General features: G+C 68.9%; 14 protein-coding genes and 2 pseudogenes. 6 read left to right on the top strand and 10 right to left on the bottom strand.

Features of this window, described 5'->3' with window-relative positions; all coding sequences use genetic code 11:
• Window positions 1-11: 11 nt before the first annotated feature.
• The 6 genes from ACQ86G_RS28730 to cysS all read right to left on the bottom strand — a co-directional run bounded on the left by ACQ86G_RS28730 (window position 12) and on the right by cysS (window position 5,825).
• Window positions 12-1,283: an aspartate kinase gene (locus ACQ86G_RS28730; RefSeq protein WP_431258449.1), complete on the bottom strand. Its 1,272-nt coding sequence runs from the start codon at window positions 1,281-1,283 to the stop codon at window positions 12-14.
• 38 nt (window positions 1,284-1,321) lie between these two features.
• A complete protein-coding gene (locus ACQ86G_RS28735) occupies window positions 1,322-1,546 on the bottom strand; it encodes a TilS substrate C-terminal domain-containing protein (protein ID WP_431258450.1) in 225 nt (74 codons plus the stop codon).
• Window positions 1,477-2,709 (bottom strand): tRNA lysidine(34) synthetase TilS, encoded by a 1,233-nt coding sequence (gene tilS / locus ACQ86G_RS28740; RefSeq protein ID WP_431258451.1) that lies wholly within the window; start codon window positions 2,707-2,709, stop codon window positions 1,477-1,479. The genes ACQ86G_RS28735 and tilS overlap by 70 nt, the downstream gene beginning before the upstream one ends.
• 88 nt (window positions 2,710-2,797) lie before the next feature.
• Entirely contained in the window at window positions 2,798-3,769 is a 972-nt protein-coding gene (locus ACQ86G_RS28745; RefSeq protein WP_088405233.1) for an acetyl-CoA carboxylase carboxyltransferase subunit alpha, read from the bottom strand.
• Window positions 3,770-3,771: 2 nt separating this feature from the next.
• A complete protein-coding gene (locus ACQ86G_RS28750) occupies window positions 3,772-4,425 on the bottom strand; it encodes a DNA-3-methyladenine glycosylase family protein (RefSeq protein WP_431258452.1) in 654 nt (217 codons plus the stop codon).
• Window positions 4,425-5,825, bottom strand: coding sequence for a cysteine--tRNA ligase (gene cysS / locus ACQ86G_RS28755; RefSeq protein WP_431258453.1), 1,401 nt, complete (start codon window positions 5,823-5,825; stop codon window positions 4,425-4,427). The genes ACQ86G_RS28750 and cysS overlap by 1 nt, the downstream gene beginning before the upstream one ends.
• A 144-nt stretch (window positions 5,826-5,969) precedes the next feature.
• Here cysS and ACQ86G_RS28760 point away from each other — a divergent pair, with 144 nt between their 5' ends.
• From ACQ86G_RS28760 to ACQ86G_RS28780, 5 genes are all read left to right on the top strand, one after another.
• Complete coding sequence (locus ACQ86G_RS28760; RefSeq protein WP_431258454.1) at window positions 5,970-6,512, top strand: tetratricopeptide repeat protein; 543 nt, start codon at window positions 5,970-5,972, stop codon at window positions 6,510-6,512.
• Window positions 6,513-6,603: 91 nt separating this feature from the next.
• On the top strand, window positions 6,604-7,179 hold the full coding sequence (locus tag ACQ86G_RS28765) for a peptidylprolyl isomerase (protein WP_431258455.1): 576 nt from the start codon (window positions 6,604-6,606) through the stop codon (window positions 7,177-7,179).
• A gap of 12 nt (window positions 7,180-7,191) precedes the next feature.
• Entirely contained in the window at window positions 7,192-7,695 is a 504-nt protein-coding gene (locus ACQ86G_RS28770; protein ID WP_431258456.1) for a peptidylprolyl isomerase, read from the top strand.
• Window positions 7,692-8,522: a UDP-2,3-diacylglucosamine diphosphatase gene (locus tag ACQ86G_RS28775; RefSeq protein WP_431258457.1), complete on the top strand. Its 831-nt coding sequence runs from the start codon at window positions 7,692-7,694 to the stop codon at window positions 8,520-8,522. Before ACQ86G_RS28770 ends, ACQ86G_RS28775 begins: the two co-directional genes overlap by 4 nt.
• The gene (locus ACQ86G_RS28780; RefSeq protein WP_431258458.1) at window positions 8,519-9,310 is read left to right on the top strand and encodes a zinc-dependent peptidase; all 792 of its coding nucleotides are present in this window, start codon (window positions 8,519-8,521) and stop codon (window positions 9,308-9,310) included. The genes ACQ86G_RS28775 and ACQ86G_RS28780 overlap by 4 nt, the downstream gene beginning before the upstream one ends.
• An 18-nt stretch (window positions 9,311-9,328) precedes the next feature.
• Here ACQ86G_RS28780 and ACQ86G_RS28785 read toward each other — a convergent pair whose 3' ends face one another.
• The 4 genes and pseudogenes from ACQ86G_RS28785 to clpS form a co-directional block, all read right to left on the bottom strand.
• Window positions 9,329-10,741 (bottom strand): CapA family protein, encoded by a 1,413-nt coding sequence (locus ACQ86G_RS28785; RefSeq protein ID WP_431258459.1) that lies wholly within the window; start codon window positions 10,739-10,741, stop codon window positions 9,329-9,331.
• A 110-nt stretch (window positions 10,742-10,851) separates the two neighbouring features.
• The gene (locus tag ACQ86G_RS28790; RefSeq protein WP_431258460.1) at window positions 10,852-13,791 is read right to left on the bottom strand and encodes a DUF3160 domain-containing protein; all 2,940 of its coding nucleotides are present in this window, start codon (window positions 13,789-13,791) and stop codon (window positions 10,852-10,854) included.
• A gap of 123 nt (window positions 13,792-13,914) precedes the next feature.
• A pseudogene (clpA, locus tag ACQ86G_RS28795) lies at window positions 13,915-16,238 on the bottom strand (ATP-dependent Clp protease ATP-binding subunit ClpA).
• On the bottom strand, window positions 16,235-16,603 hold the full coding sequence (gene clpS / locus ACQ86G_RS28800; protein WP_088405224.1) for an ATP-dependent Clp protease adapter ClpS: 369 nt from the start codon (window positions 16,601-16,603) through the stop codon (window positions 16,235-16,237). The pseudogene clpA and the gene clpS overlap by 4 nt, the downstream one beginning before the upstream one ends.
• Before the next feature lie 177 nt (window positions 16,604-16,780).
• Between clpS and ACQ86G_RS28805 the strand changes: the two are divergent.
• Window positions 16,781-16,974: pseudogene (locus tag ACQ86G_RS28805) on the top strand (cold-shock protein); the annotation flags it as partial.
• Between the last annotated feature and the right edge of the window lie 23 nt (window positions 16,975-16,997).

Genomic DNA, 16,997 nt, shown 5'->3' on the forward strand with positions numbered 1-16,997 from the left:
CTCTCCGAGGCTCAGGCCTCGATGTCCTGGTCCAGGTCGAACGCGCGATGCAGCGCGCGCACGGCCAGCTCCATGTACTTCTCGTCGATGACGACGGAGGTCTTGATCTCGCTGGTCGTGATCATCTGGATGTTGATGCCCTCTTCCGAGAGCGAGCGGAACATCTTCGACGCCACGCCCACGTGCGAGCGCATGCCGATGCCCACGATCGACACCTTGCAGATGCGCTGGTCGCCGGTCACCTTGGCGGCCTGCACCGCCGGTCCGACGACCTGCTCCAGCAGCTCCATCGCGCGCTGGTAGTCGTTGCGGTGCACGGTGAACGAGAAGTCCGTCTTCCCGTCCTGCGACACGTTCTGGATGATCACGTCGACGTCGATGTTGGCGTCGGCCACCGGGCCCAGGATCTGGAACGCGATGCCCGGCTTGTCCGGCACGCCGAGCAGCGTCACCTTGGCCTCGTCGCGGTTGAAGGCAATGCCGGAGACGACGGCTTGTTCCATTTGTTCGTCCTCTTCAAAAGTGATCAGGGTGCCGGACTTGGCTTCTTCGTCGATGTCGATGTCCCAGGGCGTGAAGCTGCTCAGCACGCGCATCGGGACGCGGTACTTGCCCGCGAATTCCACCGAGCGGATCTGCAGCACCTTGGAGCCGAGCGAGGCCATCTCCAGCATCTCCTCGAAGCTGATGGTGCTCATGCGGCGCGCCTCGGGCACGACACGCGGATCGGTCGTGTAGACGCCGTCGACGTCGGTGTAGATCAGGCATTCGTCGGCCTTGATCGCCGCGGCGATCGCCACCGCCGACGTGTCCGAGCCGCCGCGCCCCAGCGTCGTGATGTTGCGGTCCTCGTCCACGCCCTGGAAGCCGGTGATGACGACCACGCGGCCGGCGTCGAGGTCGGCCTTGACCTTCGCGTCGTCGATGCTCTCGATGCGGGCCTTGGTGTAGGAGTTGTCGGTCGACACGCCGACCTGCCAGCCGGTGTAGCTGACGGCGTCCATGCCCTCGGCCTGCAGCGCGATCGCCAGCAGGCCGACGGAGACCTGCTCGCCGGTCGAGGCGATCATGTCGAGCTCGCGCATCAGCGAGGGCGACGAGCTGCCGGGCGACAGCTCCTTGGCCAGGCCGAGCAGGCGGTTGGTCTCGCCGCTCATCGCCGAGGGGACCACCACCATCTGGTGTCCCGCCCGCGCCCATTTGGCGACGCGCTTGGCCACGTTGCGGATGCGGTCGGTCGACCCCATCGAGGTGCCGCCGTACTTGTGAACGATCAATGCCATGGGAGTGTCAAAGGCCTGCTGCGGGTGGATCGGCGATTCTAAGACGCGCCCTTGCCCGCAACGTCGCTGCCCATGCGGGATCCGCATGCATCGGACACCCATCGCAGCGCCATTTGTGCTTCACCCGCCGGTGCGATCCACCGTGCGTCGATGCCCAGACCGGGCGCGAACAGCAGCCGTCCGTCGACGTGGATCAGCGGTCCTTCCCTCTGGACAGCGGGGATTCCGGCGGTCTGCCAGCATTTGCGGAGCGCGCGCGCCATGCCCTTGGCGTGGGCCTGGAACTGCTCGCCGCCTTCGCGCGGGCGCAACTCGACATTGCTGAGCGCAGAAAGCGCAACGCCCCCGTGGTCACGGGTTCGACATGGAAAGCGCCGCCCCATGCAGCCACCGGGTGTCGTCCGGGTTGCGAGAGATCGATCCGGAGCGTCGCTTCCGCGCCGGCCGTCGCTGCGGCGATGCCGAGCCCCAGCAACGAGGCGGGCAGCGCTTCGGCACGCGCGGGCCGCCGCACCAGCGGCGGCGCCTGCACGAAGAACCTGCCGCGATAGAGGTGCAGTTCGGTGTCGCCCAGCGGCCAGCGCGCCACGGTCGCGGCCGGCCCTTCCGCCATCACGCGACGGATCAGCGTCGCGGGCGCGGTCCGACCCGTCGCGAGGTTCAGCCATGCACGCAGCGCGTTCGACGCGCGCGCCGCGCTGAGCTCCTGCAGCATCGCCTGCGACAAGCCGTCGTCATCGGACCAGCGGGCGAGGTCTTCCTCAGCGATCTCGCGCTGCAGTTCGGCGGCTTCCTGCGCCCACGCGGCGGCCTGCGCCAGCGCGGCCTCCGCGCCAGGGGCCTCTGCGGTCAGCGCGGGCCACGCCTCCAGGCGAAGCCGGTTCCGCGCGAAACGCGCATCGCCGTTGCTGTCGTCTTCGATGAAGCTCAAGCCGTGTTCAGCGACGTAGGCCTCGATGGACTCGCGTCGACGATCCAGCCAGGGACGCGCCCAGCACACGCCATCACGCCACTGCGTGCGCGGCATCGCGGACAGACCCGCCACGCCAGCACCGCGCAGGGCCTGCAGCAGGAAGGTCTCCGCCTGGTCGCGCCGGTGGTGCGCCAGCAGCAGCAGGTCGGTGCCGGCGGCGAGGGTCAGGCGTTGCAGCGCCCGGTGTCGTCCGGCGCGGGCCCAGGCCTCGATGCTGTCGCCGGGTCCAGGCGCGCCGTCCAGCCGCTCGTGCATGAGCGACACCGGCAAGCCTTCCGCCGCCCAGCCTTCAACCTGCGCCTGCAGATGCGCCAGCCACGCGTCGGCGTGCTTGCTCAGTCCATGATGGATGTGCAACGCCACCACGTGCAGCCCGAGCGGACGGGCGGCAACGGCGGTGGCGTGGAGGAGCGCCGTCGAATCGCGGCCGCCACTGGTGGCGACCGCAATCACGCGGCGGGAGGCTTCGTCGGAGCCGGCTTCAGCGCCAGGCTGCTCACCGGTAGAGGCACCGGCTTCTGCGCCGGCGTCGGAGCGCAGATCAGCGGCTCTTGGTGTCGCTGAATCGACCATAGGCCTGGAGACGCTCATAGCGGCGGTCCAGCAGTTCCTTGGTCTTCAGGTCGGAGACCTGGCGGAGCGCGTCGCCGAGCGCGCGCTTCAGGCTGGACGCCATCTGCTTCGGATCGCGGTGCGCGCCGCCGACGGGCTCGCTGACGATCTTGTCGATCAGGCCCAGCGCCTTCAGGCGGTGCGCGGTGATGCCCAGCGCCTCGGCGGCCTCGGGGGCTCGCGCCGCCGTCTTCCACAGGATGGACGCGCAGCCTTCCGGCGAGATCACCGAATAGGCCGAGAACTGCAGCATCAGCACCTGGTCGGCCACGCCGATCGCCAGCGCACCGCCGGAGCCGCCCTCGCCGATGACCGTCGCGATGATGGGCACTTCCAGCTGCGCCATCTCGAAGATGTTGCGGCCGATGGCTTCGGACTGGCTGCGTTCCTCGGCACCGATGCCGGGGTACGCGCCCATCGTGTCGATGAAGGTGAACACCGGCAGGCCGAACTTCTCGGCCAGCTTCAGCAGGCGCAGCGCCTTGCGGTAGCCCTCGGGACGCGGCATGCCGAAGTTGCGCAGCGTGCGCTCCTTCGCGTCGGAACCGCGCTGATGGCCGATGACCATGCAGGCCTGGCCGTTGAAGCGGGCGAGACCGCCGACGATCGCGGCGTCATCCGCGAAGTGGCGGTCGCCGTGCAGTTCTTCGAACTCGGTGAAGACTTCGGCGCAGTAGTCCAGCGTCTGCGGACGCTGCGGATGACGCGCGACCTGATAGACCTGCCACGGCAGGACATTCGAATAGATGTCCTTCGTGAGCTGCAGGCTCTTCTTGCCGAGGCGGTCGATCTCTTCCGAGATGTCCACCGCGGACTCGCTCTGCACGTAGCGCAGCTCGTCGATCTTGGTTTCGAGCTCGGCGATCGGCTGCTCGAATTCGAGGAAGTGTTTCTTGCTCATTCTCAGTAATCCACGGGTAGCGGATCGAGGCTCCGCCAAATGTACCATGTGGCCACCGAGCGATACGGGGCCCAGCCCTCGCCCAGCTCTCGGGCCTCCGCGCGCGACACCGGCTCGTCGCTGAAGTAATGCTGGCTGATGCCTTTCAGCAGTCCCGCATCATCCAGCGGCAGCACGTTCGGCCGCATCAGGTGGAAGATCAGGAACATCTCCGCCGTCCAGCGGGCGATGCCGCGGATCGCGACCAGCTCGTCGATGATGGCTTCGTCTTCCATCTGCGCCCATTGGCGCACATGGACCTGTCCCGTCTCGAAATGCTGCGCCAGGTCGCTGAGGTACTCGACCTTGCGTACCGACAGGCCCACGGCCCGCAGCGCGGTCTTCTCCAGCCCCAGCACCTCGGTCGGCTTGATGCGGTTGGACGGTCCCGAGGTCAGCTCGGCGAACTTGTCCCAGACGCCCTGCGCCGCCTTCACCGAGATCTGCTGTCCGACGATCGAACGCGCCAGCGTCGTGAACGCGTCGCCGCGGCTCTGCAGCCGCGCCTCGCCGAATTGCGGGATCAGCTTCTTCATCACCCGATCGCGTTTGCTCAGGTGTCTGCAGGCCTCGTCCCAGTAGTCCGGGGTCACCCCGGCAGTCGCCACACGCGCCATCAGGCCTGCTCTCCCACCTTCGATGCACGGACCCAGGTCGTGCCGGTCGGGGAGTCCTTCAGCTCGATGCCCTGTTCGGCAAGCGACTTGCGGATGCGGTCGGCCTCGGCGAAGTCACGGGCCGCCTTGGCGGCGGCGCGCGCGGCGATCTGGGCGTCGATCGCGGCCTCGTCCAGGCCCGCGCCGGCTTGCAGGAAGGCCTTGGGCGTCTGCTGCAGCACGCCCAGCACGCCGCCCAGCGCCTTCAGCAGGCCGGCGTCCTGGGCGGAGCGGTCGCGGTTGACCTGGTTCGCCAGTTCGAACAGCACCGCCAGCGCGCCGGGGGTGTTGAAGTCGTCGTCCATGGCGGCCTTGAAGGCCGCGGCCGGACCGTGCGTCCAGTCGATCGTCACGTCTGCCGGCGCCACCGCGTCCAGCGCCGTGTACAGGCGGCGCAGCGCGGTGCGTGCGTCGTCCAGGCTGACGTCGCTGAAGTTGAACGGGCTGCGGTACTGCGTGCGCAGCATGAAGAAGCGGATCGACTCGCCGTCGAACTTCTCCAGCACTTCCTGGATGGTGAAGAAGTTGCCCAGGCTCTTGGACATCTTCTCGCCGTCGATGTTCAGGAAGCCGTTGTGCAGCCAGTAATTGACGAAGGGATGACCCAGGGCGCCTTCGCTCTGCGCGATCTCGTTCTCGTGGTGCGGGAACTGCAGGTCCATGCCGCCGCCGTGGATGTCGAAGCGTTCGCCCAGCAGCGCGCAGCTCATGGCCGAGCACTCGATGTGCCAGCCCGGGCGGCCTTCGCCCCAGGGGCTGGCCCACTTGGCCTCGACCGGCTCGTCGGCCTTGGCCGACTTCCACAGCACGAAGTCCAGCGGATCGCGCTTGCCGTCGTCGACCGCGACGCGCTCGCCGGCGCGCAGCTGGTCCGGCGACTTGCCGCTGAGCTTGCCGTAGCCGTCGAACTTGCGCACCGCGTAGTTCACGTCGCCGCCGCCGTCGGCCTGGTACGCCAGGCCCTGGGTCTCGAGCTTGCCGATGATGTCCAGCATCTGCGGGACGTACTCGGTGGCGCGCGGTTCATGCGTCGGCTTGGCGATGCCCAGCGCGTCGAAGTCGCGGTGCATCGCGGCGATCGTGTCGCTGGTCAGCTGGCCGATCGTGATGCCACGCTCCAGCGCGCGACGGATGATCTTGTCGTCGATGTCGGTGATGTTGCGGACGTACGTGACGTCGAAGCCGCTGGCCTTCAGCCAGCGGTAGACGACGTCGAACGCGATGTTCATGCGCGCATGGCCCATGTGGCACAGGTCGTAGACCGTGATGCCGCAGACGTACATGCGGACCTTGCCCGGCTCGATCGGTTGGAAATCCTGGAGCTGGCGGTCCAGCGTGTTGTAGATGCGCAAGGAGGACATACGGTACTCGCGCCGCACCGGCGACGGGTCGCGAGTATCGGCGCATTCGGCGGTGCGGTGCGGGTGGGCCGGAGACCCGGCCGGGAGGCGAGCGCGGGATGAAAGCTCGCTCTAGAATGCCCGGCAGTATACCGGCCCGACCCCATGCCAAGACTTCCGTCCCTTCCCGCCCTGATCCGCCACGGCTGTGTCGCCCTGGCGCTGGCCGGCGCGTCCCTGACGCAGGCCGCGACGCTCGACGACGCGCAGGCCCAGTGGGCCGCCGGCAAACGCGACCAGGCGATCCAGACCGCCGAGGCCGGCCTGAAGGCCACGCCCGACGATCCGCGCCTGCGCTTCGCGCTCGGCACGATGCTGCTCGAGCAGCAGCAGCTCGAACGCGCCCGCGCCATCTTCACCAGCCTGACCGAGGATTTCCCCGACCTGGCCGATCCGTACAACAACCTGGCCGTCATCCACGCCGCGCGCGGCGAGTACGAGGCGGCCCGCCAGGCGCTCACCCGTGCGCTGGACCTGCAGCCCGACCATGCGCAGGCCCAGGAGAACATGGGTGACGTGATGATGCGGCTGGCCCAGCAGTCCTACGAACGCGCGCTGAAGCAGGCGCTCGGCGACGACACCGCGCTGAAGGTCAAGTTGCAACGCGTCACAGCGTTCAACAACGCCAAGGGCAGCCAGGCGCGATGATCGCGGGCGGCGCGCCGACGGCGCGTCCCCGGGCACCGCCTGAAACATCGCCCCGCCCTCCCCCAACGATCTCCACACAGACACCAGGACCATGCGGACATCCCAACTCCTGCTCGCCGCCGGCGCCGCCGTGCTGGGCCTCGCGGCCTCGTTCGCCCAGGCCCAGACGGTCAAGCTGAGCACCACCGCCGGCGACATCACGATCAAGCTGGACGCGGAGAAGGCGCCCAAGTCGGTCGCCAACTTCCTCGCCTACGTGAAGGCCGGCCATTACAACGGCGTGATCTTCCATCGCGTCATCGGCGACTTCATGATCCAGACCGGCGGCTACACGGCCGACCTGAAGCAGCGTCCGACGCGCGCGCCGATCCCGCTGGAGGCCGGCAACGGCCTGATGAACATCCGCGGCTCGATCGCGATGGCGCGCACCAGCGACCCGAATTCGGCGACCTCGCAGTTCTTCATCAACACCGTGGACAACCCGGCGCTGGATCCGGGCTACGCGTCCGACGGCCGTGGGTACGCGGTGTTCGGCTACGTGTCCGAGGGCATGGACGTGGTCGACAAGATCCGCGCGGTGCCGACCGCGCCGTCGCCGAAGAACCCGGCGTTCCAGAACCTGCCCAACACCCCCGTCCTGATCAACAAGGCGACCGTCGAGAAATAAGGAGTTGACGACATGAGCAAGAAAGTCGAACTGCACACCAACCAGGGTCTGATCACGCTGGAACTGGATGAGGCCAAGGCCCCCAAGAGCGTCGAGAACTTCCTGGCCTACGTGGCCAAGGGCCACTACGACGGCACGATCTTCCACCGCGTCATCAAGGGCTTCATGGCCCAGTGCGGCGGGTTCGAGGAAGGCATGAAGCAGAAGCCGACCGACGCCCCGATCCAGAACGAGGCCAACAACGGCCTGAAGAACGACAAGTACACGATCGCGATGGCGCGCACGAACGCGCCGCATTCGGCGAGCGCCCAGTTCTTCATCAACACGGTCGACAACGACTTCCTGAACTTCAAGAGCGAAAGCCCGTCGGGCTGGGGCTATGCGGTGTTCGGCAAGGTCGTCGGCGGCCAGGACGTCGTGGACAAGATCGAGAAGGTCAAGACCAGCCGCTCGGGCTTCCATGACGATGTGCCGGTCGATCCGGTCATCATCGAGCGCGCCGTCGCGGTCGAGTGAGCCCCGGGTCCGCCGCCTTCCCGCTGCCTCGCGCGGTGGTGCCGCTGGCACCGCTGCGGGCGGCGGACGGATGGCGGCGGATCGACCTGCTGTCCGACCTGCACCTGTCGCCGGACATGCCGGGGACGCTGGCGCGATGCCGCGCCCACCTGGCGGCAACGCCCGCCGACGCGGTCTTCCTGCTCGGCGACATCTTCGAGGCCTGGATCGGCGACGACGCGCGCTGGCAGGCCGGCACCTTCGAGCAGTCCGTGCTCGATCTGCTGCGCGAGGTCTCCTCGCGCAAATCCCTCTTCTTCCTGCATGGCAACCGCGACTTCGCGCTCGGCGAGGCGATGGCGGCGGATGCCGGCATGCGGCTGCTCGACGATCCGGCGCGGCTGGATGCCTTCGGACGCTCCTGGCTGCTGAGCCATGGCGATCAGCTCTGCCTGGGCGACGTCGGTTACCTGAAGGCGCGCGCGATCGTGCGCCGACCCGACGTGCTGGCGGCGCTGCGCGCGATGCCGCTGTTCGCCAGACGTGCCCTCGCGCGCCATCTGCGGGCGAAAAGCCGGATGCATCAATCCGACCCGTCGACCTGGGCGGACGTCGATGACGACGCGGCGCGCGACTGGCTGCGCGCGTCGGGCTGCGACACGCTGATCCACGGCCACACGCACCGGCCGGCGGTCCACGATCTCGGCCAAGGGCTCACGCGCGCCGTGCTGTCCGACTGGGACTACGACCACGGTCCTGGCCGCGGTGACGTGCTCGTGATCGACGCCGGCGGCCTTCGCCGCATCGCCCCGATGACCTCGGCGACCGAGGTCGTCATCGCCTCATGATCGGCGACCTGCTCCAACGCTGGCGCGACCGCCGCGAGCGCAAGCTGCTCGACCAGTACGCGATCCCCGATCCGTTGTGGGAGTTCACGCTCGCGCAGTACCCCTTCGTCGCCCGCCGCAGCGAGGCCGATCGGGCCGAGCTGCGCCGGCTCTGTTCGCTCTTCCTGTCGGCGAAGGAGTTCCACGGCGCCAACGGCTTCGAGGTCACCGACGAGGTCGCGGTGGCGGTTGCCGCGCAGGCCTGCCTGCCGGTGCTGCGCCTCGGACTCGACTGGTACGACGGCTTCGTCGGCATCGTGATGCATGAGGGCGAGGTCGTCGCCGCGCGCGAGACGATGGACGAGGACGGCGTCGTCCACGAATACGACGAGACGCTCGCCGGCGAGGCGATGGAAGGCGGGCCGCTGATGCTCGCCTGGAGCGAGGTCTCGCCCGATGCCGTCGACCGCGTCGAGGGTCACGACTCCGTCTACAACGTCGTCATCCACGAGTTCGCGCATGTGCTCGACATGCGTGACGGCGAGCCCGACGGCGCGCCGACCATCGATGATCCCACGCTGCGTCGGCAGTGGGGTGCGACGATGGAAGCCGAGTGGCACTGGTTCTGCGACCAGGTCGATGCCGGCGTTGCGACGCTCATCGATCCGTACGGCGCGGAAGCCCCGGAGGAGTTCTTCGCCGTCGCCGTCGAGGCCTTCTTCGTCGCGCCGCGCGAGCTGCTCGCCGAACAGCCGCAGCTGTACCGGCTCTTCGCCGGCTTCTTCAGGCAAGACCCGGCACACGAGTGAGGACCGCCGCGGCGCGTGTCAGCGCTGCGTCACGTCGCGATACCTCGCCGCGCAATCATCCTGATCCGACGGTGCCGGCGCGCGCGAGAAACCGAAGCCGTTCCAGCGATAGGCCAGCGTCAGCGGCGCTGCCGGCGATGCGGGGTCGGTGATCACGGGACCGGCCAGGAAGGAACTGGCCTCGTGCAACGCGCAGAGGAACTCCCCGCCCGCGGGCGACGACGACGGCATCACGACCGCATCGATCAACGGATACGCGAGCGCGGAACCGCGCCACAGCGCGCGCAGCCGCCCCGGACCGCCCTGTGGCGTGGGTGGGTCCACCGCATAGACGTACGGTCGCGGCGCGACGCGCCTGTCGAGGTTGGAATAGCGGTCCTCGATCAGCAGCAGCCCGGTCCCGGCATGGCCGGGCGCCTCCGCCTGGATGCGATCCAGGGACATGGGCTGCGCGCGGCGCACCCGGCCGACCACCGCTTCGAACGCCGCGCCCTGCGCGGGCCTGAAGCGCAGCGTCTGACGCACCGATCCGTCCACGACCCGCCACGCACCGGCAGAGATCGCGGTGCCGGCGATCGTCAGACGTGCCCGCGGTGGCGCGGCACACACCGGCAGGCGTGCTCCCGTGAGCTGAGGGAAGAAGCCGCCGTTCGCCATCGCCGTTCGCAGCCCGGTGCAGCTCAATCCGCCCGCGTCGGTCCAGCCGCACTGCGCCAGCAGCCCCGACTTCGCCTCGGCATACTTCTGGTCGAAGACATGGTTGCCGAGCGAGAAGAACACGGGGCGCCCCTCGATGCATTCCGGCGGCTGCACGACGTGCGGATGATGGCCGACGATCACGTCCGCGCCCAGCGCCTGCAGCCGCGCCGCGTCCTCGTACTGCGCCCGCGAGGGCCAACCCGCCAGCTCCGTTCCCCAATGGACGTAGACGACGACGGCATCGGCCAATTGCCTGGCGGTCGCCATCTGCTGTTCGAGCGCGACGTCGAAGCGCTGAGGGTCCCGGTCCGCCGAAGCCAGGCGGCTCAGCGACACGATGGCCAGCGTCCGGCCGCCGATCGTGAGGAACGCGGGACCGTCGTCGAAGCTCAACGGCGTCATGCCGGCCTGCGCGATCGCCTCGCGCGTGCGCCGGCGGCCGTCGGGGCCGGTGTCGCCGGCATGGTTGTTCTCGTGGCCGAGCACGTCGAACCCGGCGGCCCGTGCCGTCGCCAGCCAGGCCGCCTCGGTGGCGAAACAGAGCGACTGTCCGGGCGGACAGTCGCCGGGCTCGCCGATGGCGCCTTCGAAGTTGCCGACCAGGACGCCCAGTTCCTCCTTGGGCGCGAGCGGCTGCCACGGCGTCGGGCCGCCCGCCGCGCGGCGCAGCGCACCGCCGACGAGACGCGACAGCATCACATCGCCCGCGAAGGTGATGCGGGTCGTTGTCACTTGATCCGCGTCACCCGCCAGCGCGGATCCCGGCAGACAGGCGATCAGGGCCGCAGCGGCCGCAACGCGCCGCCGTACCTGGCCGATGCGAGGCGGCGTCGGATGCCGCCTCATCGCCCGGGCTTGGGCACCGACGCGGTCGTGCCCGCGGGCGCCGTGTAGGCCCGCAGCCATTCCGGCACCGGCAGCTTGGGCTCGAGCGTGCGCCATTGCCGGTCGTCGATCGGCGCGGGCTGCACGGTTTCCCGGTAGCTGTAGATGGCGCCCTTGGACAACTGCCGGAGTCCGTTGAACGGCATCACCTGCTGCCAGCCGCCGACGGCGCCCACGCCGACCAGCAGCGTCTGCCCGGTCACGCTGTTGTCGGCGACGTCCGCCACCTTGGCCACCGGCTCCGGATCGGACAGGCCGTAGGGATCCTTCTCCGAGGCGCGCTTCGACTGCGCGCTCTTGAAGACCAGGTAGGGGTGCTCCATCGAGCCGCCCACCGCCTGGATCTCGATGGCGTCCTCGTCGCTCAGCGGCGTGCCGTCGCGCACCGAGCGCGCCATGCGGGCGAACTCGCGGACCAGGTCGCGCGACTCGACGAGCGTCTGGCGCACGCCGTCCCGCAGCGCCTGCGCGGGGCGCGAGCGCCAGTCCACGGAGACGGTCTCCAGCACGCCCTGCGCGCGCTCGAACAGGCCCGCGATCGCCAGGAAGGTGTCCGGATCGGGCTCGACCGAGCCGCGCGGCGGACGGCGCACGAGGTACTCGAAGGTCGGACCGCCCTCGCCGCCTTCGGCGCCGGACTTGTCGTTGACCAGCAGCGTCGCGTGCCGCAGCGTCGCCCACGAGGCGAGGCCGGTCTGCAGCCGCTTGGCATCCCACAAGGCCGGGCCGCGCGTGCCGGGGATCGGCGCCCGCGAGGCCCACTGCACCGCCAGGGCCTGCAACCACGCGTTGTAGAGGCCGTCGTTGAGCGCCGGCGAGGCCCGCTCCGCCTGGTACAGCGCGGAGAGCTCGTCGATCTGCGCCTGGTAGTTGGCCACCTTCGAGAACTCGCCCACCAGCACGGAGCGCGCCAGCGCGTTGCCGAACACGGTGGCGATGTCGAGGCCGCTCGGCAACGGCCGCTGCACCCGCTCGCGCCCCTCCCGTTCACGATGGAGCACCACGCGGTCGAGGACCTCGTTGTCCAGGCCCCAGCTCAGCGGGAACAGGCGTTTCTTCGTCAGCGGATGCTTCGCGTACGACGGCACCGACGCGCCCACCGGGAAGAAGGTGTCGCCGCGCGTGCCGGCGATGAACGGCAGATAGCAGCCGACCCAGCGCCGCAGCGGCGCGCGCACCGTCTCCGGCATCCTGGCCCATTCGGCTGCCTCGCTCGCCTCCGGATCGCCCACCTCGTCGGCCGTCGATCCGGGCCGGCGCTTGGCGAAGGTCAGCATCCGCATCGCGGTGAAGTAGCGCGACGCCAGCGGCGAGCGCTGGTAGCTGCCGCGCGGCTGGTACTCGGGATCGGCCATCGCCGCCCGCACCGCGTCGCTGCGGTCGTCGGGGTCCATCAGCGCCGCGGCCAGCAGGACCTTCTCCGCCAAGGGTCCCGGCGCCATCGTGCCGTCGGCGACACGCGCCCGCAGCAGGCGCACCGCCTCCGTGAAGGCGGGGATCGCGGTCTCGTCCTCCGACACGGTGAACAGGTTCTCGTAGGCCGCCGAGAACAGCTCCCAGAACAGGTCGGTCGTCACCAGGTAGGGATAGGCGGGGTCGTCGGCGATCGAGTTCGTCGCATAGTTCTCGACGTCGTAGAACAGGTGCATCTGCTCGTAGGACTCGCGCGTCAGCAGGCCGTCGTGCCGCGCCGCCAGCCGCAGTTCGGCATCGGTGGTCAGCAGGCCGGCATTGACCACGTCGGCCAGCGCGATCGTCACCGGTCTCGCGCGCAGGGTCAGGACTTGCGAAGCACCGGCCGGCGCCACCGGAGCCGCAGGAGCCGCCGGCGCAGCCGTCACGCCGACCAGCACCGTCCCGTCGGCGCTGAGGCGTGGCGCGGCGGCGAACTTCAGGTCTCCGGCCAGAGTCGCCGTCGCGTCGCCGATCGACAGCGTCACGCCCGGCTCGTTGGGCCGCCAATGGATCCAGCCCAGCCCGTTGGGCAGGAACTCGCCCTCGCCCGGTCCGCAGGCCAGCTTCCTCGGGAAGGCCTGGCGCAGCCGGGTCGTCGCCTCGCCCGGCCCCCAGTTGTCGGCTGCGTGCGAGAGCTCGATCCAGCAGCCCGCGCCGTTCTGCAGCACCAGGCGCGTGCCCTGCGGGTGGAGCGAGACCGGCCGTGCCGAGACGTCGTCCGTGAAGGGCAGCGCGCGCTCCTCGCCGTCGCGCAGCGGTGCCACGCTCGAACGCGCGGCGACCGGCAAGGCCTTCGGTCCGTAGAACCGGTAGTACTGATGGCCGGTGGTCGCCACCGACCCGGTACCGACACCGCTGCCCGGCAGCTGGATCGAGAAGTAGAGCCGATGCGCATCCCCGCCCGGCATGACGGTGAACGGCAGCGGCGAGACCCGCAGGTCGTTGAACGGCAACGCCGAACGCGCGACCGCCGGCACGGTCCAGCGCCAGGTCTTGAGGTCCAGCTCCTTGAGCTGCCACTGGTCCTTCACCTTCACCGAGGCGTAGAGCAGCGGCTTCGTCGGATGGAAGGCGACCGCGGAGATGCCACCGTCCGGACCGGGGTCCGGCAGGATCAGCGGCGCGAGCCTGTCCGGCGCCCGCAGGTCCCAGAGCGCCAGCCGCGTCCGGCCGCCGGAGCCCGACAGCGCGAGGGCGGCCACCGGCTCCAGCCGGGACACGGCCAGCGAGACCACGCCCTCGCCGGGCGCGAGCGTCAGGGCCGCGTCCCTCACCGGCGTGCGCTGCACCACGGGCTCGGGGTTCTGGCGGTACCAGTCCAGGTCGCCGCGGGCCGATGCAGGCGTCGCCGCGACGAGCGCGGCGAGCGCGACCAACCTGATCAGCGCGGCCGACGCGCCGCGCCGCGCCCCGGCGGTCGCGGCATGCTCGATCTTTGTCATGGGTCTCCTCCTGGTTGCGCGCCTTCCGGACGAAACAAAGGCCGCTGAGGCGGTTGCCGCAGCGGCCTTCGGAGGCCGGGCGCGCCTTGCGGGCACGCCGGGGATCTTATGTCAGCGCCGGACTCAGTCGGCCGTCGCCGGCTCGGACTTGGGCTTGTTGTCCTTCTTGTTGGGCGTGATGTCCAGCTGGACCTCGCCCTTGTCGTCGACGTCCACGCTGAGGCGGCCGCCGTCGATCAGGCGGCCGAACAGCAGTTCGTCGGCCAGCGCGCGACGGATGGTGTCCTGGATGAGGCGCTGCATCGGCCGCGCGCCCATCTGCGGATCGAAGCCCTTGGCGGCGAGGTGCTTGCGCAGCGCGTCGCTGAAGGTGACCTCGACCTTCTTCTCGGCCAGCTGGCTCTCGAGCTGCAGCAGGAACTTGTCCACCACGCGCAGGATGATGTCCTCGTTCAGCGCGCCGAAGTTGACGATCGCGTCCAGGCGGTTGCGGAACTCCGGCGTGAACAGGCGCTTGATGTCGGCCATCTCGTCGCCCTGCTCGCGCTTGGTCGTGAAGCCGATCGTGGACTTGTTCATCGCCTCCGCGCCCGCGTTCGTGGTCATGATGATGATCACGTTGCGGAAGTCGGCCTTGCGTCCGTTGTTGTCGGTCAGCGTGCCGTGGTCCATGACCTGCAGCAGCACGTTGAAGACGTCCGGATGCGCCTTCTCGATCTCGTCGAGCAGCAGCACCGCGTGCGGCTTCTTCGTGATCGCCTCGGTCAGCAGGCCGCCCTGGTCGAAGCCCACGTAGCCCGGAGGCGCGCCGATCAGGCGGCTGACGGCGTGACGCTCCATGTACTCGGACATGTCGAAGCGGATCAGCTCGATGCCCAGGATGTAGGCCAGCTGCTTGGCGACTTCCGTCTTGCCCACGCCCGTCGGGCCGCTGAACAGGAAGGAGCCGATCGGCTTGTCCGGCTTGCCCAGGCCCGAGCGCGCCATCTTGATGGCCGCGGCCAGCGCGTCGATGGACGGATCCTGGCCGAAGACCACGCTCTTCAGGTCGCGGTCCAGGCTCTTGAGCTTGCCGCGATCGTCCGACGACACCGAGGCCGGCGGGATGCGGGCGATCTTGGCGACGATGTCCTCGACCTCCGCGCGGGTGATCGTCTTCTTCTGCTTGCTCTTCGGGAGCACGCGTTGCGCGGCACCGGCCTCGTCGATGACGTCGATCGCCTTGTCGGGCAGGTGACGGTCATTGATGTATTTGGCCGAGAGCTCCGCCGCCGCCTGCAGGGCGGTCAGCGCGTACTTGACGCTGTGGTGCTCCTCGAAGCGCGACTTCAGGCCCTTGAGGATCTCGACGGTCTGGTCGACGGTCGGCTCGACCACGTCGACCTTCTGGAAGCGCCGCGACAGGGCCGCGTCCTTCTCGAAGATGCCGCGGTACTCGCTGAAGGTCGTCGCGCCGATGCACTTGAGCTGACCCGAGGACAGCGCGGGCTTGAGCAGGTTGCTCGCGTCCAGCGTGCCGCCCGACGCCGCGCCGGCGCCGATCAGGGTGTGGATCTCGTCGATGAACAGGATCGCGCCGGGCTGGTCCTTGAGCTGCTTGATCACCGCCTTGAGGCGCTGCTCGAAGTCGCCGCGGTACTTGGTGCCCGCCAGCAGCGCGCCCATGTCCAGCGAATAGACCACCGCCTCGGCCAGCACGTCGGGCACCTGGCCCTCGGTGATGCGCCAGGCCAGGCCCTCGGCGATCGCGGTCTTGCCCACACCGGCCTCGCCGACCAGCAGCGGGTTGTTCTTGCGGCGGCGGCACAGGATCTGCACCACGCGCTCGACCTCGAGCTCGCGGCCGATCAGCGGATCGATCTTGCCGTCGCGGGCGAGCTGGTTGAGGTTCTGGGTGAACTGCTCGAGCGGGCTGCCCTTGCCGCCGCCCTGGCCCTGACCGCCTTCGCCTTCCTCGCGCTCGGACTCGGCGCCGTTGCCTTCCGGACCCTTCGGGGGTTCGGGCGGCTCGCTCTTCTTGATGCCGTGGGCGATGAAGTTGACGACGTCCAGACGCGTCACGCCCTGCTGGTGCAGGTAGTAGACGGCGTGGGAGTCCTTCTCGCCGAAGATCGCGACCAGCACGTTGGCGCCGGTCACTTCCTTCTTGCCGTTGCCGGTCGACTGGACGTGCATGATCGCGCGCTGGATCACGCGCTGGAACCCGAGCGTGGGCTGGGTGTCCACCTCGTCGGTGCCCCCACGGTCGGCGTGTTCTCCTTGATGAACTGCGCAAGCGACTTGCGCAGGTCTTCGATGTTCGCCGCGCATGCGCGCAGCACCTCTGCCGCGGACGGATTGTCCAGCAGCGCCATCAGCAGATGCTCCACGGTGATGAACTCGTGGCGCTGCTGGCGCGCTTCGACAAACGCCATGTGCAGGCTGACTTCAAGCTCTTGCGCAATCATGCGGCCTCCATAATGCACTGCAGGGGGTGACCGGCGCGCCGTGCGGCCGCCAGCACCATTTCGACCTTGGTGGCCGCGACGTCCTTGGTGAATACACCGCAGACGCCACGACCGTCGTGATGGATCTTCAACATGATCTGGGTGGCCGTATCCAGGTCATGGCGGAAGTATTCCTGCAAGACCATCACCACAAACTCCATCGGTGTGAAGTCATCGTTGAGCATCAGCACCTGGTACAGGCGCGGCGGCTCCGTCTTCTGAGCGACACGCTCCAGCGTGGTGGAATTCCCACCGTCCTCCGGACCCGGCGGCTGTGGGCCGGGCGGTGGTCCCGCGGGTGGGGGCTGTTGGGCAAACAATGGCATGAACCGATTCTATAAACAGCGGGAGCACCCTACATGGGGACGGGCTTGTGCCTGTCAATGCCCCGAGTTTGTCACCTTCGCGCCTTCCTACCCCGGGGAGTTCCTCAATTGACACTGACTTGACACGGATTTGAGAATCCGCCCCGGTGCGAGAAAGACACCGGGATGGAGAAGAACATGGCAACAGGCACGGTCAAGTGGTTCAACGATGCCAAAGGGTTTGGCTTCATTGAGCCCGAGCAAGGGGAGGCGACGTATTCGCGCACTTCTCGGCCATTCAGATGGACGGCTTCCGGACGCTGAAACAAGGCGGCAAGGTGAGTTACGAGCTGGTGCAGGGCCCCAAGGGCCAGCTGGCGCAGAACATCCGTCCGCTGGACGGTGGTGACGCCTC

Source organism: Roseateles chitinivorans (assembly GCF_050632145.1).
Taxonomy (GTDB): Bacteria; Pseudomonadota; Gammaproteobacteria; order Burkholderiales; family Burkholderiaceae_C; genus Roseateles; species Roseateles chitinivorans_B.